This window comes from Shinella sumterensis, from assembly GCF_004514425.2.
Taxonomy (GTDB): Bacteria; Pseudomonadota; Alphaproteobacteria; order Rhizobiales; family Rhizobiaceae; genus Shinella; species Shinella sumterensis.
In genome coordinates this window covers 419,752-436,372 of record NZ_MYFN02000002.1, presented here as the reverse complement: position 1 = coordinate 436,372, position 16,621 = coordinate 419,752, and the positions used below count along the sequence as shown (strand labels likewise).

At 64.1% G+C, this 16,621-nt stretch carries 22 protein-coding genes; 10 read left to right on the top strand and 12 right to left on the bottom strand.

Annotated features, from left to right (window positions below):
* Nucleotides 1–282 precede the first annotated feature (282 nt).
* Complete coding sequence (locus tag B5M41_RS05885) at nucleotides 283–1,299, top strand: substrate-binding domain-containing protein (RefSeq protein ID WP_134652411.1); 1,017 nt, start codon at nucleotides 283–285, stop codon at nucleotides 1,297–1,299.
* Between the two features lie 2 nt (nucleotides 1,300–1,301).
* Here the strand turns inward: B5M41_RS05885 and B5M41_RS05880 are convergent, their stop codons facing one another.
* The 4 genes from B5M41_RS05880 to B5M41_RS05865 form a co-directional block, all read right to left on the bottom strand.
* Nucleotides 1,302–2,345 carry a Gfo/Idh/MocA family protein gene (locus tag B5M41_RS05880; RefSeq protein ID WP_134652409.1) on the bottom strand — a complete coding sequence of 348 codons (1,044 nt, stop codon included), beginning with the start codon at nucleotides 2,343–2,345 and terminating at the stop codon, nucleotides 1,302–1,304.
* 7 nt (nucleotides 2,346–2,352) lie between these two features.
* A complete protein-coding gene (locus B5M41_RS05875; protein WP_134652407.1) occupies nucleotides 2,353–3,138 on the bottom strand; it encodes a ThuA domain-containing protein in 786 nt (261 codons plus the stop codon).
* 107 nt (nucleotides 3,139–3,245) lie between these two features.
* Nucleotides 3,246–3,587: a DMT family transporter gene (locus B5M41_RS05870; protein ID WP_134652405.1), complete on the bottom strand. Its 342-nt coding sequence runs from the start codon at nucleotides 3,585–3,587 to the stop codon at nucleotides 3,246–3,248.
* A 34-nt stretch (nucleotides 3,588–3,621) separates the two neighbouring features.
* Nucleotides 3,622–4,182 carry a TetR/AcrR family transcriptional regulator gene (locus tag B5M41_RS05865; protein WP_134652403.1) on the bottom strand — a complete coding sequence of 187 codons (561 nt, stop codon included), beginning with the start codon at nucleotides 4,180–4,182 and terminating at the stop codon, nucleotides 3,622–3,624.
* A gap of 137 nt (nucleotides 4,183–4,319) precedes the next feature.
* Between B5M41_RS05865 and B5M41_RS05860 the strand changes: the two genes are divergently transcribed.
* Nucleotides 4,320–4,730, top strand: coding sequence for a group II truncated hemoglobin (locus tag B5M41_RS05860; protein WP_134652401.1), 411 nt, complete (start codon nucleotides 4,320–4,322; stop codon nucleotides 4,728–4,730).
* Between the two features lie 16 nt (nucleotides 4,731–4,746).
* Entirely contained in the window at nucleotides 4,747–5,112 is a 366-nt protein-coding gene (locus B5M41_RS05855; protein ID WP_134652399.1) for a DUF423 domain-containing protein, read from the top strand.
* A gap of 77 nt (nucleotides 5,113–5,189) precedes the next feature.
* On the opposite strand, the gene B5M41_RS05850 is transcribed toward B5M41_RS05855, so the two are convergent.
* The 5 genes from B5M41_RS05850 to B5M41_RS05830 form a co-directional block, all read right to left on the bottom strand.
* The gene (locus B5M41_RS05850; protein WP_134652397.1) at nucleotides 5,190–5,504 is read right to left on the bottom strand and encodes an antibiotic biosynthesis monooxygenase family protein; all 315 of its coding nucleotides are present in this window, start codon (nucleotides 5,502–5,504) and stop codon (nucleotides 5,190–5,192) included.
* 10 nt (nucleotides 5,505–5,514) lie between these two features.
* Nucleotides 5,515–5,754, bottom strand: a complete 240-nt coding sequence (locus tag B5M41_RS05845) for a hypothetical protein (RefSeq protein ID WP_370359604.1) — start codon at nucleotides 5,752–5,754, stop codon at nucleotides 5,515–5,517.
* 23 nt (nucleotides 5,755–5,777) lie between these two features.
* Complete coding sequence (locus B5M41_RS05840; RefSeq protein WP_230640014.1) at nucleotides 5,778–6,173, bottom strand: DUF2325 domain-containing protein; 396 nt, start codon at nucleotides 6,171–6,173, stop codon at nucleotides 5,778–5,780.
* Nucleotides 6,174–6,565: 392 nt separating this feature from the next.
* Entirely contained in the window at nucleotides 6,566–7,459 is an 894-nt protein-coding gene (locus tag B5M41_RS05835) for an energy transducer TonB family protein (RefSeq protein ID WP_134652393.1), read from the bottom strand.
* A gap of 72 nt (nucleotides 7,460–7,531) precedes the next feature.
* Nucleotides 7,532–7,963: a hypothetical protein gene (locus B5M41_RS05830; RefSeq protein WP_134652391.1), complete on the bottom strand. Its 432-nt coding sequence runs from the start codon at nucleotides 7,961–7,963 to the stop codon at nucleotides 7,532–7,534.
* A 234-nt stretch (nucleotides 7,964–8,197) separates the two neighbouring features.
* Here B5M41_RS05830 and B5M41_RS05825 point away from each other — a divergent pair, with 234 nt between their 5' ends.
* The 6 genes from B5M41_RS05825 to B5M41_RS05800 all read left to right on the top strand — a co-directional run bounded on the left by B5M41_RS05825 (nucleotide 8,198) and on the right by B5M41_RS05800 (nucleotide 13,147).
* Nucleotides 8,198–9,244 (top strand): hemin-degrading factor, encoded by a 1,047-nt coding sequence (locus tag B5M41_RS05825; protein WP_134652389.1) that lies wholly within the window; start codon nucleotides 8,198–8,200, stop codon nucleotides 9,242–9,244.
* 39 nt (nucleotides 9,245–9,283) lie between these two features.
* The gene (locus B5M41_RS05820) at nucleotides 9,284–10,234 is read left to right on the top strand and encodes a heme/hemin ABC transporter substrate-binding protein (protein WP_134652387.1); all 951 of its coding nucleotides are present in this window, start codon (nucleotides 9,284–9,286) and stop codon (nucleotides 10,232–10,234) included.
* A complete protein-coding gene (locus tag B5M41_RS05815) occupies nucleotides 10,221–11,339 on the top strand; it encodes a FecCD family ABC transporter permease (protein WP_134652385.1) in 1,119 nt (372 codons plus the stop codon). Before B5M41_RS05820 ends, B5M41_RS05815 begins: the two co-directional genes overlap by 14 nt.
* 5 nt (nucleotides 11,340–11,344) lie before the next feature.
* A complete protein-coding gene (locus B5M41_RS05810; protein ID WP_134652383.1) occupies nucleotides 11,345–12,133 on the top strand; it encodes a heme ABC transporter ATP-binding protein in 789 nt (262 codons plus the stop codon).
* Between the two features lie 115 nt (nucleotides 12,134–12,248).
* On the top strand, nucleotides 12,249–12,647 hold the full coding sequence (locus B5M41_RS05805; protein ID WP_160869919.1) for a glycine zipper domain-containing protein: 399 nt from the start codon (nucleotides 12,249–12,251) through the stop codon (nucleotides 12,645–12,647).
* Nucleotides 12,648–12,715: 68 nt separating this feature from the next.
* Complete coding sequence (locus B5M41_RS05800) at nucleotides 12,716–13,147, top strand: hypothetical protein (RefSeq protein ID WP_134652379.1); 432 nt, start codon at nucleotides 12,716–12,718, stop codon at nucleotides 13,145–13,147.
* A gap of 28 nt (nucleotides 13,148–13,175) precedes the next feature.
* On the opposite strand, the gene B5M41_RS05795 is transcribed toward B5M41_RS05800, so the two are convergent.
* The 3 genes from B5M41_RS05795 to B5M41_RS05785 form a co-directional block, all read right to left on the bottom strand.
* Complete coding sequence (locus B5M41_RS05795) at nucleotides 13,176–14,678, bottom strand: sensor histidine kinase (protein ID WP_134652377.1); 1,503 nt, start codon at nucleotides 14,676–14,678, stop codon at nucleotides 13,176–13,178.
* Between the two features lie 117 nt (nucleotides 14,679–14,795).
* The gene (locus tag B5M41_RS05790; RefSeq protein ID WP_134652375.1) at nucleotides 14,796–15,347 is read right to left on the bottom strand and encodes an RNA polymerase sigma factor; all 552 of its coding nucleotides are present in this window, start codon (nucleotides 15,345–15,347) and stop codon (nucleotides 14,796–14,798) included.
* A gap of 10 nt (nucleotides 15,348–15,357) precedes the next feature.
* Nucleotides 15,358–15,537 (bottom strand): NepR family anti-sigma factor, encoded by a 180-nt coding sequence (locus B5M41_RS05785; protein ID WP_202402124.1) that lies wholly within the window; start codon nucleotides 15,535–15,537, stop codon nucleotides 15,358–15,360.
* A 166-nt stretch (nucleotides 15,538–15,703) separates the two neighbouring features.
* Between B5M41_RS05785 and B5M41_RS05780 the strand changes: the two genes are divergently transcribed.
* Nucleotides 15,704–16,498 (top strand): response regulator, encoded by a 795-nt coding sequence (locus tag B5M41_RS05780; RefSeq protein WP_134652371.1) that lies wholly within the window; start codon nucleotides 15,704–15,706, stop codon nucleotides 16,496–16,498.
* Nucleotides 16,499–16,621 lie beyond the last annotated feature (123 nt).

The window sequence follows — 16,621 nt, the reverse complement described above, 5'->3', positions numbered from 1 at the left end:
GCCTGCATGCCTGTCCCCCGGATGTAGCGCAGCGTGCTTTTCGGCGCACACGAAAACCGCCCGGCACGCCGCGCCCCCGGCCTGCCGTCTAAATCAATTCATCCGAAGGCGAGACACCTTGGAATGCAACTTTCTCGCTAATACTGAGATTTTAACTTGTTTTTAACAAAGATCAAGCGCGTTCCACAACCTGGAAAGGCACGCCGTCGGATCGGGTTGCATGCTTGTCGCGCGCCGCCGCAGCGTCCATAAAGACCCCTCACCCAAGCAACCGAGATCCGCATGAACCTCAAGGAATTCGCCAGCCGTATCGGACTGTCAGCGACGACGATAAGCCGGGCGATGAGCGGCTATCCGGAAGTGCGGCCCGAAACGCGCGCGCGGGTGCTGGAGGCCGCCGAGAAGCTGGGCTACCGGCCGAACATCAGCGCGCAACGCCTTGCGACGGGCCGGGCCGGCGCCATCGGCATCGTGTTCCAGGGGGGCGGACGCTTCGGCCCGCATTCAAGCGAACTCATGGGCGGGCTGTCGACGCGCCTGCAACGGGACGGCATCGATATCCTCGTCTCGACCGTCGAGACGGAAGAGGAGGAAATGGCGGCCTACCGCCGGCTTGCCGCCAGCAAGCGGGTCGACGCGGTGATCCTCCATACGCCGGCCTGCAAAGACGAGCGCATCGCGCTGCTCCAGGCGCTCGGTCTTCCCTTCGTCGTGCACGGGAGAAGCGAGGCGGAAAAGCCCTTTGCCTTTCTCGACATAGACAATTTCGGGGCTATCGCAGAGGCGACGCGGTATCTTGCCGGGCTTGGCCATCGCCGCATCGCCCTCATCAACGGCGATACAGCAAGCACCTACGCCCGCGACCGCGAGGACGGCTATCGCACGGCGCTGGAGGAGCATGGCCTGACGCCCGACACCGCGCTGATGAGCCGTGGCGAGTTCACCGACGAAACCGGCTTCCGCCTCACGCAGGGCTTTCTCGCCCTATCCGCCCCGCCGACCGCGGTCATTGCGGGCTCCATGATGTCGGCGCTCGGTGCCATGCGGGCCATACGCATCGCGGGGCTCTCGCCCGGAACCGATATCGCGATCGTCGCCCATGACGACGTCTTTCCCTATCTCAGCCCCGATAACCTCGTGCCGGCCGTCACGACCACGCAATCGCCGATGCGTGCGGCCGGCGAGCGTATCGGCGACATGGCGCTGCGGCTGCTGCAAGGTGAACCACCGGAGGCGTTGCAGGAGGTCTGGCCGGTCGAGCTTATCGTGCGCGACTCCACGCGCCCTGCCCCGGCCTGAGATCACACCGCGAGTTCGCGCCGCTCCCTCTCGGTTTCCATGGCAAGATCGAGCACTTTCTGGAGGTCCGCGGCGTGGCGGAAGCCCGGCTCGATAGCGGTGCGCGCTTCAACCGCGGCGGCGAAGCGCTGGTAGTTGGTGAGGACGGTGCCCGCATCTATATCGCGCCAGATGGCCTTCTCGACATCCTCGCCCAGGCAGCCGCGCAGCCTTGATCCTTCCGTCGAGTGCACCACCTCGAGCGCGCCCCTGTCGCCATGCATGCGCAGGCGCAACTCGTTGAGGTGGCCCGTCGCCCAGCGGCTGGCATGGATGACGCCGAGCGCACCGTTCGCGAAGTCGACGGTCATGGTGAAGCTGTCATTGGCATCGAGATCATATTCGCCGATGCGATTGTCCGGCGCCTTGTCGAAAGCCTTCATCCGGGCAAACACATGCTCCACATCGCTCGCAGCACCGTAGCTCGCGAAGTCGAGAATGTGGATTCCGACATCGCCGAGAACGCCGTTGGAACCGTGGCGCGTGGAAAGGCGCCAGAGCCACTGGCTCTCCGTGGCCCAGTTGCCCCAGGCCTTCGAGACCAGCCAGCTCTGGAGATAGGAGGCCTCGACATGGCGGACATGGCCGATCTCGCCGGCCAGAACCATCGTCCGCGCGACCTGGAGCGGCGCGACGTTGCGGTAGGTGAGGTTGACCATGGTGACCAGACCCGATGCCTCGGCGATGCGCGCCATCTCGTCGGCCTTGGCGTAGGTCTCGGCCAGCGGCTTTTCGCACATGACATGCTTTCCGGCGGCCAGCAGCGCCAGGGTGGTCGGGTGGTGCGCCCGGTCCGGCGTCACATTGGTTGCGGCATCGAAGCCGTTCCATGCGATGGCATCGTCCAGCGAAGTAAAGACATTGGGAATGTCGTGCATATCGGCAAACGCTTTTGCCCGCGAGGGATCCACATCGACGGCACCGACGAGGGTGACGCCTGGGATTGCGGCGAAATGCTGGGCATGGGCCTTTGCCATGCCGCCGGTTCCGAGAATGAGAAGACGCATGGAAACCTCAACGATATCCGGCTTCGCCGGCTTCATGCAGTTTGGGCCCGCGTTCCTCGATCGGCTCCAGCGCCTGTTCGACCGGCACGTTCGGCGCGTCGTGGATGGCCGCATAGGTGCCTTGCGGATTGAAGGCCCACTTGACGCCGTTGACCAGCACCTTCTGCACGGTGGCGTCGTGATAGGTCGGATAGGTCTCGTGGCCGGGGCGGAAGTAGAAGATGTTGCCGGCGCCGCGCCGCCAGGTCATGCCCGAGCGGAAGACCTCCCCGCCGGCAAACCACGAGATGAAGACCGTTTCGAGCGGTTCCGGCACCGAAAACTGCTCGCCATACATCTCCTCGTTTTCCAGGACGAAGTTTTCGCCCAGCCCCTCGGCGATAGGGTGACGCGGATTGATCACCCACAGGCGCTCGCGCTCGCCCGCCTCGCGCCATTTCAGCGCGCAGGGCGTGCCCATCAGCCGCTTGAAGATCTTCGAAAAATGGCCGGAGTGAAGGACGAGCAGCCCCATGCCCTCCCAGACGCGCCTGGCCACACGCTCCACCACCGCATCATCGACGGCACCGTGGTCCTTGTGGCCCCACCACAGAAGCACATCCGTCTCGGCAAGGCGCTGTTCGCTGAGGCCGTGTTCCGGCTCCTGAAGCGTGGCCGTCGTGGCTTCAATGGCGGCATCCCTGTTGAGCGCGTCGGCGATCGTGTTGTGCATGCCGTCGGGATAGATCGAGCGTACGATCTCGTTCGTCTGCTCGTGGATGTTTTCACCCCATACAATGGTGCGTATCGCCATGTGTCGTTCCTCTGAAGCCAAAATTGAAACCGCTTTCAATTTTCCCGAATCGTTAGAACCAGTCCCGATTCTTTGCAAGCGGGATGCCCTGCGGATTCCGGTATCCTTCAGTGGAATGTCGACTTGGAGAAAAGGTTCAGCACAAGAACGCCGGCAATGATCAAACCGAGGCCGACAAGGGCCGCCGGATCGAGCTTCTGGCCGAAGAAAAAATAGCCGACGAGCGAGATCAGAACGATGCCGAGACCGCTCCAGATTGCGTAGGCGATACCCACGGGCACATAGCGCAGGCTCCAGGACAGGAAGAAGAAGGCGATGGCGTAGCAGACGACCATCGCCATGGTGGGAACGAGGCGGGTGAAATGCTGCGCGGCCTGCATGGCGGAGGTGCCGAGCACCTCGAAAACGATGGCGACCACGAGGACGGCGTAGACGATGGCGGGGTTCATGGCTTTGCTCCGGCGCGCAGGCGCCAACAGAAGATCAGAGGCGGGACATATCCAGCAACCGCTTCAACAGGGTCGCCCGCATCGCAGTGTCTATGACCGACACGCCGAGCAGGTCGTCGAGCCACAGGCCGTCCACCGCGTAGCGGGCAAGCGTGGCATCGAGTGACGAGTCCGTACCGACATTCTCGACAAGATGCCGGTCGAACCATTCCCGCCAACGGTCGCGCAGATGCGGCTCGGAAATCAGCGCAACGGTCAGCACCTTCCACCTCTCGCCGTCCTCCAGCCCTTCCGGCTGGAAGAAGGCGGCGATATAGGCGCGCGTGAACCGGCCCTTCGGCTCCGGATCGACCTTCATCCGCTCGGCCAGGACCCGATCGAGGCTCTGCGTCACATCGTCGAACAGGCCATCGAGCAGCGAAAGCTTGTTGGGGAAATGATGCAGCAGGCCGCCCTTGCTGACGCCTGCGGCCTGGGAGACTGCATCGAGCGTCACGCTCGCCGGCCCTTTTTCCAGCGACAGACGCGCTGCCACCGCCAGCACCTGCCGGCGGACGGCCTCGGGATGTTTCTTTCGATGATGTGCCTTGCTCATGAGAAAACATACCGTCTGGACGGTTTTCTGTCAATAAAGCCTGTACGGACGCGCTGACGCGCGCTTCGTCGCAGGCATCGCGCCGCCATTGTCAGCCCCGCGAGCAGGCGCTAAGACCGACCAAACGGAAGAGCACCATGACGGACGAACCCGACGGTCAGGGACGAGAGACGATCACGCTTTACGAGGCGGTCGGCGGTGACGCCGGCGTGCGCGCGCTGACGCGTCGTTTCTACCAGTTGATGGATACCTTGCCGGAAGCTGCGCGGTGCAGGGCCATCCACCCGGCGGACCTCACCGGCAGCGAGGAAAAGCTCTACGAATACCTGACGGGCTGGCTTGGCGGCCCGCCGCTCTATAGCGAAAAGCGCGGGCATCCGATGCTGCGCCGCCGGCATTTCGATGCGGCGATCGGCCCGGCGGAGCGCGACGAATGGCTGCTCTGTTTCGTGCAGGCGCTGGAGGAAACAGTGCCGAGCGAGGGCCTGCGGAAAATCATTCTCGAACCGGTAACGCGCCTCGCCCACCACATGCAGAACCAGGATTGAACCCGGGATTGAACCAATGTCGTTTTCGTTTCGCTCGACGAGTCTTCTGATCGCCGGCCTCATGGGCCTCACCGGCATCGTGGCGGCGGCCGCCGCCTCCCATGGCAGCGATCCGCGCCTGATGGCGGGCGCGTCGGCCATGTGTCTCGCCCATGCGCCCGCACTGATCGCGCTCTACGGCGCTTGGGGGTCCGTGCGCACCGCGCCGGTTGCCGCCCTTCTGATGATTGTCGGGACCGCGCTTTTCGCGGGCGATCTCGTCATGCGCCATTTCGCAGGCCACGGGCTGTTTCCGATATCCGCGCCCACCGGTGGCGTCATCATGATGGCGGGGTGGCTCGCCGTGGCGCTGGGCGCCTTCCTGCCGCACAACGACGCCTGATAGCACTCGTCCGCCAACGAGAAAGGCCCGGCGTCGTAACACCGGGCCATCGTGAATTGACGCTGATAAAGGTCACCTCAGGCGCCGACGACGGCGGTGAAACCTTCGAATTTCGGCGGGCCGAGATACATGGCCCTGTTGTCACCGGCGTTCTTGTGGGCCTGCCGGAAATTCTCCGATTTCGTCCAGGCAACAAAGTCGTCCTTGCTCGCCCACACGGTATGAGAGGCAAACAGCGTATAACCTTCCTCCGCATCGGTATCGCCGCGCAACAGGTGAAAGGTCTTGAAGCCGGGCATTTCGGCAAGGCTGGATTCTCGGCCCTTCCAGATAGTCTCGAAAGCCTCCTCGTGGCCGACGGCGATGCGAAAGCGGTTCATGGCGACGAACATGCGGGACCTCTCAGTGCTTTTCCCGCCGCAGGCGATGCGGCACGGGGAAAGCTACGACATTGTCGTTGCGCGCATCAAGACCAGGTTGGCCCTCGAAACCGGCTGCGCGGACGGGACGGACATTCCGGAAGGGGAACGCCGTCACATTGTCGCTCTCAAGCATCTCCGCCCGGTTCGCCATCCATTCGTAGAGTTCCGGCACGAGGCCGTCGCCATTCTGGGCAGCGAGCTTGTGAAGGCCGATCATCATGAAGGGCTCGGGTCTCTCGTCACTCACTGCACGTTGTCTCCCTGGCTCATGCTCTGCAAGGCGCGCTCGAAGGAGGATTTGCTGCCGTTGCGCAGCGGCACGAAGGCCTTCTCCCACTTCTTGCAGCCCGTCTTCACGCGGATGCAGGCATCGTGGCTGATACAGTCGATGGGGCAGAACACGCAGTCGACCGAGGGCAGTACATTGTCGATGCGGGAAACCGCCTCGCGCAGACCGCCGTCATGATGGATGAGGTTGGCGCCGTAGGAGCTTGCGATCTGTCTGAGATGCGCAACCTGGCAATCGCGGCCGCCGACATACAGGAAGCTGCGCCCCTTCAGTTCGGCCTTGCCGTCCGACTTCTGGTCGGTCTCGACGTCCCGGCGGGCCTGATGCTTCTGCCTGTTCTTCTCACGCATGGCTTTCCTCTCCGCTTCACCCGTCCTGCGCTTGATGGTGGTCACTTCCACGCTATGCGGCGCCTTTACCTCGGCCTGCACCGTGGCATCCACCACTGCCGGGGCAACCGCGTCCGCTGCTGCCGCCATCTGCTTCCTGAGCGCGGCCAACTGGCGTTCCAGGTCGGCGATACGCCGGTCACGCTCGGCAATCTTCGCCTTCAGGATCGATTCCATACGCCCCGCAGTCATTCCGTTCATGCAACATCCCCTTTGGTACTCTGCCGCTGCAGAGCCTCAGTCGGACGCAACCTACAAAACTTGATTTTCATAGTAAAGTATAAACATGACCATAAAACTCATATTTTCTGGCAAAAGAATCCCGCCTGTCGCAGGACGGCGGGATAACAGCGTCAGTTGAAGACGATCGGGACCGTAAACGCCCAGGACGAACGCCCGGCCGCCTCGGGAATCTTCGCGAAGGGAGCAGCACGCATCACGGCCTCCACGGCCGCATTGTCCAGCGCGCCGCTGCCGGAACTGCGCGCAACCCTGACGCCGCTCGCCTGACCGCCGGCCCCCACGGTGAAGCTCACCACGACGCTACCGCGATCACCGCCCGACACGCGTCGCTTGGCGCGGTTGATCTTGCTGCGCACCTTGCCGGGATAGTTGCTGACGGCGGCGTTGCCGGCCATCGACGAGTTGCCCTTCTTCTGGCCGCCGACAGCGCCCGCCGTCACATCGGCGGAACCATCCACCTCGCCACGGGTCGCATTTTCCCGGGCCTTGCCGTCCTCGCCGGCCTTGCGCACGACCTTCTGCTTGGGCTTCTTGCGCTCCACCTTCTTGGCCGGCTTTTCCTTCTTAACCTCGGGAACCGGCTTGATCTCGCGCTCGGGCTCGATTTCCGGCTTGATCTCCGGAATCGGCACGGCCGCGATCTCGACCTCCGCTGAGGGAACGATCATTTCCTCGACCGGCTGGGAAACGATCGGCTCGACGGGCGCGATCTCGCTTGTATCGGGCGTGACTTCCGTCGGCTGGATCTCGGCCACTTCCTGCCGCTCGGGCTCCGTGACCTCGGGCTGGATGGTCTCGGGCGTGATCGTGTCGTCGGGCTTGCCCGATTCGACCGCCTCGAATGCGCCATTGCCGAGCATCGCCACCTCGGCGACGACGCCGCCGGCAACCAGCGCCTCTTCCTCCGGCGGTTGCGGCGCCATGGTGAGGATTGCAGCCGCGCCCGCGTGAGCAAGCAGGGAAAGAATGCCCGCACCGCCCCAGAGCCACTTGCTTCCAGCCATCACGTCACCCGTATTTCCGTTTCACGCATCGCGACGCGTCATGCACCGCGCACTCGCCTCAATACCTTCGGCTCAACCGTCGAGACCGGCAGGCGCCTTGCTGCGCGTGACAATGCCATCCATGCAGCGGCCCTTATCAAGCCCTTCGCCCTCGCAGACCGGGGCGTCGTTGACCAGCAGGTTCTTCACCGTCTCGCACTTGATGCCCGGCACGTCGAACTGGCGCACCTTGGACTTGCCGGCCGGCAGGTCACGGAAGTCGAGCAGCGCAAGGCGCTCCACCGTGCCCTTGTCATTGAAGATCACGAATTCGAACGACACCTTCGAAACGTTCTGTGCAAATCCGTTGCCGGCGACGAAGGTGAAGAGGCAGCCCTTCTGCGATGCGGCCAGCGCGTTCAACTCGATATCCAGCCCCTTGGCTGTTGCGGCCTCCTGGGCTGCGGCACCGGTGACGGCGGCAGCGGACAGCATCGCGGAAATCAGAAGGGTGCGTCGGATCATGGGTCTCGCCTGCTTCCTTGTCGGCCGGCTCGCGCGGCCATCGCCATTTCCACCAGCCCGAACAATTAACATGACTTCTTGAGACTGGTATTGCGTCAATAGATAAATATGAGTAAGCAAGTCAAGATAGTAAACACCAGAATTCCTGTCAAACCCCTGCTGCACCGAGAAAAATCCCGGGAAAAAAGCAGGCCCAAGAAATTGCAACACACATATCGACGAAGGCCGCGCCCAATGACCGATACGACCCGACCGACCCCTGCTGAAATCCGCGCCTTCCGCGCCGAAAATCCCAAGATGCGCGAGCGCGACATCGCCGCCCAGCTCGGCATTTCGGAAGCGGCGCTCGTGGCGGCGGAAGTCGGGCTGACGGCCGTGCGCATCGATGGCGACGCCAACCGCTTCCTGGAGCGCTCCGAAGCGCTGGGCGAGGTCTTGGCGCTGACCCGCAACGAGAGCGTGGTGCACGAAAAGATCGGCGTCTTCGAGAAGATCAACACCGGCAAGCATGCCTCCATCGTGCTCGGCGAGAACATCGACCTGCGCATCTTCCCCGGCACCTGGGCGCATGGCTTCGCCGTGACGAAGACCGACGGCGACCAGGTTCGCCGCAGCCTCCAGTTCTTCGACAAGGCCGGCGATGCGGTCCACAAGGTGCATCTGCGCCCGGCTTCCAACCTCGATGCCTATGAGGCGATCGTCGCCGACTTCCGCCTGGACGACCAGTCGCAGGAATTCGTCGAGGTCATCTCGGAAAAGACCGTCGAGACCGGCCCGGTCGACGTGGAGGCGCTGCGCGAAAACTGGAGCGCGATGACGGATACGCACCAGTTCTTCGGCATGTTGCGCAAGCTCAAGATCGCCCGTCAGGATGCCGTCCGCAGCGTTGGTGAAGACTTCGCCCATGAAGTGCGCGCCGATGCCGTGAGCGCCCTGTTGCATGCCTCCGCCGAACGGGGCGCCGATATCATGTGCTTCGTCGGCAACCATGGCACGATCCAGATCCACACCGGCCCCGTCCACAACATCCAGCCGATGGGCCCTTGGATCAACGTCATGGATCCGACCTTCCACATGCACCTGCGCACCGATCACGTCGCCGAATGCTGGGTCGTGCGCAAGCCGACCAGCGACGGCCATGTCACGTCGCTCGAGGCCTACGATGCCAGCGGCGAAATGATCGTGCAGTTCTTCGGCAAGCGGAAGGAAGGCATGACGGAGCGCGCCGCCTGGCGCGAGATTCTCGAAAGCCTGCCGCGCCCCGACAGCGCCGCCGCCTGAGGACCTTTCGCCGCAGGATCACCACCCGAGGATAAGACCATGAGCAAGAGCTTCGACTTCCGCCGCGCCCGCCCCTGGGAAGTGGCCCTGACCGTCTTCGCGCTGTCCGCCCCGCTGCTTCTGCCCTTGTCGACGGCGGGCTCGCAAGGCTTCGTCCGCCAGGCGGTCGCCCAGGAGATGCAGCAGGTCGACACCTCCAAGGTGGTGGTGATCGGCGGTGCGCTCACCGAGATCATTTATGCGCTGGGCGAAGAAGGCCGCCTCGTGGCGCGCGATTCCACCAGCATGTATCCCAGGGAAGCCATGAAGCTGCCCGATGTCGGCTATATGCGCGCGCTTTCGCCCGAAGGCGTGATGGCCGTCAACCCGACCGCCATCCTCGCCATCGAAGGCAGCGGTCCCGCCGATGCGCTGGCGGTGCTGAAGAGCAGCGGCATTCCCTTCGAAACGGTTCCGGAAGGCTTCGACCGTGCGGCCATCCTGAAGAAGATCGATATCGTCGGCACCTTCCTCGGCGTGCCGGAAAAGGCGAAGGCGCTGGAAGAAAAGGTCGGCGCCGATCTGGATGCCGCCATCGCCGAAGCCGCCAAGCGGCCGGAAAGCGAGCGCAAGCGCGTCCTCTTCGTCCTGAGCTTCCAGAACGGCAAGGTCATGGCGGCCGGCGGCCACACGGCAGCGGACGGCATCATCGGCCTGTCGGGCGGCATCAATGCAACGGACGGCGCTTTCGAAGGCTACAAGCCGCTGACCGACGAGGCCGTCGTCAACGCCAAGCCGGATGTCATCATGCTGATGGATCGTCCGGGCCACGGATCGAGCGACGAGGAGGTCCTGAAGCATCCGGCGATCTCGCTGACGCCGGCCGCCGCGAACAAGGCGATCCTGCGCATGGACGGTCTGCACCTGCTCGGCTTCGGTCCGCGCACCGCTTCCGCCATCCGCGACCTCAACAAAGCACTGTACGGCAAGACCGGCAATGTCTCTCAATGATGCCTTGCGCAATTCTGCGCACGGTTCCCGCCTGATGCGCACCGCGCGGCCCCGCGCCGAAGGCGACAGGAGCGCGGTCGCCCGCCTGACGCTGGTCGTCCTCGTCGGGCTGTCCCTGATCGCGCTCGCGCTCTCCATCGCGACGGGCGCGTCCGATGCATCCGCGCTGCGCGTCATCGGCGCACTGCTCGGCGGCACCGAAGATACCGTGCTGAGCATGCGCGACCGCATCATCGTGCTCGATATCCGCATGCCGCGTGCGCTGCTCGGCTTCCTGATCGGTGCGGCGCTCGCCATGTCCGGCGCCGTCATGCAGGGGCTCTTCCGCAACCCGCTCGCCGATCCCGGCCTGGTCGGCATATCCTCCGGTTCCGCCCTGGGCGCGGTCCTGATGATCGTGCTCGGCGCCAGCGTGCCCGCCGGCCTCATGGCCTCGCTCGGCGCCTTCACCTTGCCGGCGGCTGCCTTTGTCGGCGGTCTCCTGACGACGCTGCTGCTCTATCGCATCGCCACGCGCGGCGGCCAGACGTCGGTCGCCACGATGCTGCTCGCCGGCATCGCCATTTCCGCGCTGGCCGGCGCCGTCACCGGCATCCTCATCTACATGGCCGATGACAAGCAGCTGCGCGACATCACCTTCTGGGGCCTGGGCTCGCTTTCCGGCATGACCTGGACGAAGGTCGCCGCCGCGGCGCCGATCATCCTGCTCGCCCTCGTCGTCGTGCCCTTCCTGTCACGCGGGCTCAACGCCATCACGCTCGGCGAGGCCGCCGCCTTCCACATGGGTGTGAAGGTCCAGCGGCTTAAATACACCGCCATCGTCGCCGTTGCCGGCGCGGTCGGAGCATCGGTCGCCGTCAGCGGCGGCATCGGTTTCGTCGGCATCGTGGTGCCGCATCTGCTGCGCCTCGTCATCGGCCCCGATCACCGCTATCTCCTGCCGGCGTCAGCCCTGCTGGGCGGCGTCCTGCTGCTCGGCGCCGATATGCTGGCGCGCACCATCGTCGCGCCGGCCGAAGTGCCGATCGGCATCATCACCGCGCTCGCCGGCGCACCCTTCTTCCTCTGGGTGCTGCTGCGCCATCGCGGACGCAACGGCTGGTAGGATACATGATCGACGCCAGAAACCTGACGGTCAGCCTCTCCGGCAAGACCATCGTGCACAGCGTTTCGCTGACCGCGAAAGCCGGCGAGATCACCGCAATCGTCGGCCCCAACGGCTCCGGCAAGACGACCACCATGAAAGCCATTGCGGGTGAACTGCCCAGCAAGGGCGAGATCACCCTGAACGGCCACGATATCCGCGCGCTCGAGCCGTGGCAGCTTGCCGTCAAGCGCGCCGTGCTGCCGCAGGCCGCAGCCATCGCCTTCCCCTTCACGGTGCGGGAGATCGTGCGTCTCGGCCTCACCGTCGGCCCCAACCGCCATGCCGAGCGCATCGACGCCATCACGTCCGAAGCGCTCGCCGCGGTCGATCTCGGCGGTTTTGCCGGCCGCTTCTACCAGGAGCTTTCCGGCGGCGAACAGCAGCGCGTGCAGGTGGCCCGCGTGCTCTCGCAGATCTGGGAGCCGGTGCTCGACGGCGAGCCCTGCTTCCTCATGCTCGACGAGCCCGTTTCCGCGCTCGATATCCGCCACCAGCTCACCATCATGCAGCTGGCCCGGCGCTATTGCGAGGGCGGCGGCGGCGTGATCGCGGTCATGCACGACCTCAACCTGACGGCGATGTTCGCCGATCACATGGTGATGATGAAGAACGGCAGCGTCGCCCATGCCGGCCGCCCGGCCGACGTCATGACGGACGATGCCATGGAAGCGGTTTTCGGCTGCCGCATGCGCATCAACGGCGTGCCCGGTCCGGGCGTGCCTTTTGTCCTTCCGCACACCGCCTCGTACTGATTTCTCGGAACCTTTTTGCGCCTGCCACGTTAAGTTGCCGGAAAACCGTTCCGCCAAGGGGGTGGAGCGCGTATCGCACGCGCCTGACGCAGGCGTCCGGAAAAGGAGAAACGGTATGGCCAACGGAATGTTTTCATCGCGCAAGAAGAGCATCCGCGAAGATCTGAACGACAAGGCAAGCGCCGTCGAAGACCAGATTGCCGAACTGCGCGAAGAGCTCGCCGCGCTGGCCCGCAGCATGGCCGACGATGCCGCAAGCGGCGCGAGCAGCATTCGCAAAAAGGCGCGCGCCGCCAAGGCGGATGCGCGCGATACCGTTCGCGGCCTGAAGAACCGCGCAGACACCGATATCCGCGACATGATCGCCGCCGGCGAGGATATTCTGGCGGAATTCCAGTCCCGCTACCAGGATTCCGGCCGCAAGGCACGCGAAGCCGTGCGGGAGCATCCGCTGGCGACCCTCGGCATCGCTGCTGCCGCCGGTTTCCTGCTGGCCGGCCTGCTGCGCCGCTGATCGAACACGTCTTTCAACGGGGAGGCCGCGCGGCTTCCCCGCCTTGTTAGTTTGCGGAGCGCAAAAGCATGCTGTCACTGGGGGCTGTTCTCGTCCAAAATCTCGTCAGCCGCGTCACCGACCGGGTCGACGAGACCGTGGACATCGCCAAGCGAAGTGCAATCGCCGGCCTTGTGATCGGGCTGCTTCTGCTGACTGCCTATGTCCTGACGATCGTCGGCGCTGCCATCCTGCTTGCGCGGCATTACGGCGCCGGCCCTGCCCTGTTCGGACTGGCGGGCGGCTTTCTTGTCCTGGCGCTGATCATTCTCGGCATCGTCGCCGCCCGCAACAAGCGCGAGCGGGAACTGCGCCGCCTGCGCCGGCAACAGCTCGCCGCACGCCGTGACCTCATGGCGGCTGCCGCCACCATGGCGACACGCAAACCCTTCGCCGCGACGGCCATCGCACTCGCGCTCGGTTTCATGCTCGCTCCGAAATCCCGCCGCGACGACGACTGAGCATTGCATTTCCAAAAAAGCGTGAGGTTTAAAGCGGCAGCCGTATGACTGCCGTTACGCCTTGCGGCAGATATTCCACATGAACGCTGCTGCCGAGGATCTTGTCGAGGCTGCGCTCGATAAGCACGGAGCCGAAGCCGCGACGAGACGCGGGAGCGACCGGCGGGCCGCCCATCTCATGCCAGGTCATGTTGAGCACGCCCTGCCCTTCCTCGGCAACGACACGCGCGGTGATGACCACCTTGCCCGACGGAACCGAGAAGGCACCGTATTTGCGCGCATTGGTCGCCAGTTCATGCAGCACAAGACCGAGGCCGACGGCCTGGTCTGGCCCGAGCTGCACCTCGTCCTTGTGGATTTCCACCTGCTGGTCGAAATCGATGGCATAGGGCGCGATCTGCTTTTCGAGCAGCATTTTCAGCCGGATGACGCCCCACTCATGATCGCTGAGCAGCCCGTGCGCCTCTGAGAGCGATTGCAGGCGCCCGGCAAACGCGTCCATGAAGGCCGCCGGATCGCTCGTCTGGCGCAGCGTTTGCCGCGCGAGCGATTGCAGCATGGCCAGCGTATTCTTCACGCGATGATTCAATTCACGCAGCAGAAGGCGCGTGCGGTCCGTTGCGATCTGCGCATCGGTCACATCCACGTTGATGCCAAGGAAAACCGTCGGTTTGCCGTTCGCATCGCGCTCATGCACCCGCCCGCGCCCTAGAAGCCAACGACCGGACTTGGCGGTGCGGAAGAGACCGTCATATTCCTTGCCGGAGGCCAGCGCCCGGCGCAGCCGCCCGATGGCGAGCTTGCGGTCGGCGCCGTGGACGGTCATGAAGAACTTGCGCGCACTGAGCGGGCGCGCAGGCTGCACGCCGAACATGCGATAGAACGTGTCGTTGCCCGAGATGAGCCCTGTCGAAATATCCCAGAGCCAGCTTGCGACATTGGCCGCATCCAGCGCCAGCGCATGGCGCTTCTCATCGCGCGAAATGGCCTCCGCCGCGAGCGTGCGGCGGCGGGTCTCTTCCTTAAGCTTGATCAGCGATGCCGCGAGCGATGCAAGCTGCTCCAGCCGCTGTAACAGATCCGCAGGCCAATCAGGGCGGGCAGCCACATCACCGACGAAAACGGAGCCGACCGGCCGGCCGTCGATCATGATCGGCGCACCCGCGTAGGACAAGAGATCGGGCGCACCACCAAGGGTCTCGATATCGGAGAAGCGGGGGTCAGCGCCGGCATCCGGCACCAGCAGCGCATCACCGCCGTGGGCCATGAGAGAGGCGTTGAAGCTCCGCTTCAAAGGCGCCCGTATCTCCGACGTGCCGAGCCGCGCCAGAAAACACTGGTCCTGATCAGCAAACAGGCTGACGACCGAAACCGGCGCGGAAACGAACCCTGCTGCAAGTGTGACGATGCCGTCGAAATCGGCGTCGGGGCCGAAGAATTCCGGCATCGCATTGCCGAGCGCCGGCAAGCGGTCTGGAACGTCCAGAACCGCGGCGTCAGCGATAGGCAATGCTTGAACTGTGTTCTTCATACACCTTCTCGTCAGGCAATCGCGTATCGCGCCGAGCGCACCCGAAGGCCCGGCACAGCCGCGTTTCGCCTACCCCTCTACCTTCCCCGTCATCGTGACGGCACCCCCCTCACCATCTCACGATGCAAAGGCGCGCGATGTGATCGGCGCCGACACGGCATCGGGACCGTAGTCGCTCTCCCCGCTCACCTGAAGGAGCTCCTGCAGGCGCTGCCGGGCACGATTGACGCGGCTCTTGATGGTACCGAGCGCGCAACCGCAAATCTCGGCCGCCTCTTCGTAGGAGAACCCGGACGCGCCGACAAGGATAATCGCTTCGCGCTGCTCATCCGGCAGCTTTTCCAGCGCTTTCTTGAAGTCCTGCATGTCCAGGGAGCCGTACTGCGAGGGATGCTGGGCCATATTCTCCGTGAAGACCCCGTCGGAATCCTGCACCTCGCGGCCGCGCTTGCGCATCTTGCTGTAAAGTTCGTTGCGCAGGATCGTGAAGAGCCAGGCCTTCATGTTCGTGCCCATCTCGAACTGTTCCTGTTTCGCCCAGGCTTTCATGATCGTGTCCTGGACGAGGTCGTCGGCCTGATCGTGCCGGCCGATCAGGGAGATCGCAAAGGCGCGCAGGCTGGGAAGAACTGCCAGCAGTTCCCGCTTGAACGTGGTCGGTTGCTCCATATGCGTGCCCTCACTCGACCCGCTGGGCGCTGTTTTCAACAGCGTCGAGCTTTTCGAGGAGATCCAGAAACTTCTGTGGAAGCGTCTCCTCCTGCACCGAATGATAGAATGCACGCAATTTCACCGCGATCTGCGCATTGGCGCCATTCACCTTCGCGGGAGGCTGTCTCGTTTCTTTTTTCTTTTCCAAGCTATTCACTCACGGCCCACTTTCGTTGTCCCAGGCGCCCGTCAGGCGGATTTGGCTTGGAAATGCCCGGCATTGAAAAAAGTTCCATGGTTCGGAACCTAATTTCGGCGAGCGCGTTCATGCCGTCAACTGCGATTGTCGCAATTCCAAGAACAGGGGATAAATCATGCCGATTTCCGACCGCATCGGGCCACACCTGCCGGCGCTGCGCCGTTATGCGCGCGCGCTCACCGGAACCCAGTCCTCCGGCGATGCCTATGTGGCCGCAATGCTGGAGACGATCCTCATCGATCCCTCCACCATGGCGGAGAGCGGCGACGACAAGAAACGCCTCTTCTGCCTTCTCAGCCGCATCATTTCCTCGCTGCCGGTCTCGATCAGCCGCGGCAGGGATGCACCGCTGCCGGGCGTCGCAAACCCCTTCGACCTCTCCACCGTTCCGCCGCTCGCGCGCCAGGCCTTGCTTCTTGCGACCGTCGAGGGCTTCCCCGTCGAAGTCACCGCCGAAATCCTCGATCAGGAAATCGAAACCGTCAGGCGCCTGCTCGACGCAACCTTCGCCGATATCGCGGCACAAGCCGAGACCGGCATCATGATCATCGAGGACGAGCCCCTCATCGCGCTCGATCTCGCGCATATGGTCAGCGGCATGGGCCACCGCGTCGCCGGCATCGCCCGGACGCAGAACGAAGCCGAGGCGCTGTGGCGCGACAGCCAGCCGGGCCTCGTGCTCGCCGACGTGCGGCTCGCCGATGGCTCCTCGGGCATCGATGCCGTGAACACCATCCTGTCGAGGGTGGACATTCCCGTCATCTTCATCACTGCCTATCCGGAACGCCTGCTCACGGGCGAGCGGCCGGAACCCGCCTTCCTCGTCTCCAAGCCGTTCGATCCCGAACAGGTGAAGGTACTCATCAATCAGGCTCTCCTCTTCACGCCGCAGCCCCGCGTAGCAGCTTGATCCTGCTCCCGGACAAGCTGTAGCGGCGGCGCGGCTGGGCGGCGGTGGGATGGCACGCCCACCGCCGCTTTTTGTTCGGGAATTTTTGTAAAAAAAACAGCCAGTGCCGTTGCGGCACTGGCT

What these genes read in the sequence shown, in the direction of transcription:
- B5M41_RS05820 (WP_134652387.1), top strand. Translation starts at nt 9,284, where the DNA reads ATGAGCAAGAGCTTCGACTTCCGCCGCGCCCGCCCCTGGGAAGTGGCC.
- B5M41_RS05795 (WP_134652377.1), bottom strand. Translation starts at nt 14,678, where the DNA reads ATGAAGAACACAGTTCAAGCATTGCCTATCGCTGACGCCGCGGTTCTG.
- B5M41_RS05845 (WP_370359604.1), bottom strand. Translation starts at nt 5,754, where the DNA reads ATGATGATCGGCCTTCACAAGCTCGCTGCCCAGAATGGCGACGGCCTC.
- B5M41_RS05790 (WP_134652375.1), bottom strand. Translation starts at nt 15,347, where the DNA reads ATGGAGCAACCGACCACGTTCAAGCGGGAACTGCTGGCAGTTCTTCCC.
- B5M41_RS05815 (WP_134652385.1), top strand. Translation starts at nt 10,221, where the DNA reads ATGTCTCTCAATGATGCCTTGCGCAATTCTGCGCACGGTTCCCGCCTG.
- B5M41_RS05830 (WP_134652391.1), bottom strand. Translation starts at nt 7,963, where the DNA reads ATGATCCGACGCACCCTTCTGATTTCCGCGATGCTGTCCGCTGCCGCC.
- B5M41_RS05805 (WP_160869919.1), top strand. Translation starts at nt 12,249, where the DNA reads ATGGCCAACGGAATGTTTTCATCGCGCAAGAAGAGCATCCGCGAAGAT.
- B5M41_RS05835 (WP_134652393.1), bottom strand. Translation starts at nt 7,459, where the DNA reads ATGGCTGGAAGCAAGTGGCTCTGGGGCGGTGCGGGCATTCTTTCCCTG.
- B5M41_RS05880 (WP_134652409.1), bottom strand. Translation starts at nt 2,345, where the DNA reads ATGCGTCTTCTCATTCTCGGAACCGGCGGCATGGCAAAGGCCCATGCC.
- B5M41_RS05875 (WP_134652407.1), bottom strand. Translation starts at nt 3,138, where the DNA reads ATGGCGATACGCACCATTGTATGGGGTGAAAACATCCACGAGCAGACG.
- B5M41_RS05810 (WP_134652383.1), top strand. Translation starts at nt 11,345, where the DNA reads ATGATCGACGCCAGAAACCTGACGGTCAGCCTCTCCGGCAAGACCATC.
- B5M41_RS05870 (WP_134652405.1), bottom strand. Translation starts at nt 3,587, where the DNA reads ATGAACCCCGCCATCGTCTACGCCGTCCTCGTGGTCGCCATCGTTTTC.
- B5M41_RS05780 (WP_134652371.1), top strand. Translation starts at nt 15,704, where the DNA reads ATGCCGATTTCCGACCGCATCGGGCCACACCTGCCGGCGCTGCGCCGT.
- B5M41_RS05885 (WP_134652411.1), top strand. Translation starts at nt 283, where the DNA reads ATGAACCTCAAGGAATTCGCCAGCCGTATCGGACTGTCAGCGACGACG.
- B5M41_RS05855 (WP_134652399.1), top strand. Translation starts at nt 4,747, where the DNA reads ATGTCGTTTTCGTTTCGCTCGACGAGTCTTCTGATCGCCGGCCTCATG.
- B5M41_RS05840 (WP_230640014.1), bottom strand. Translation starts at nt 6,173, where the DNA reads ATGCGTGAGAAGAACAGGCAGAAGCATCAGGCCCGCCGGGACGTCGAG.
- B5M41_RS05860 (WP_134652401.1), top strand. Translation starts at nt 4,320, where the DNA reads ATGACGGACGAACCCGACGGTCAGGGACGAGAGACGATCACGCTTTAC.
- B5M41_RS05825 (WP_134652389.1), top strand. Translation starts at nt 8,198, where the DNA reads ATGACCGATACGACCCGACCGACCCCTGCTGAAATCCGCGCCTTCCGC.
- B5M41_RS05800 (WP_134652379.1), top strand. Translation starts at nt 12,716, where the DNA reads ATGCTGTCACTGGGGGCTGTTCTCGTCCAAAATCTCGTCAGCCGCGTC.
- B5M41_RS05850 (WP_134652397.1), bottom strand. Translation starts at nt 5,504, where the DNA reads ATGTTCGTCGCCATGAACCGCTTTCGCATCGCCGTCGGCCACGAGGAG.
- B5M41_RS05865 (WP_134652403.1), bottom strand. Translation starts at nt 4,182, where the DNA reads ATGAGCAAGGCACATCATCGAAAGAAACATCCCGAGGCCGTCCGCCGG.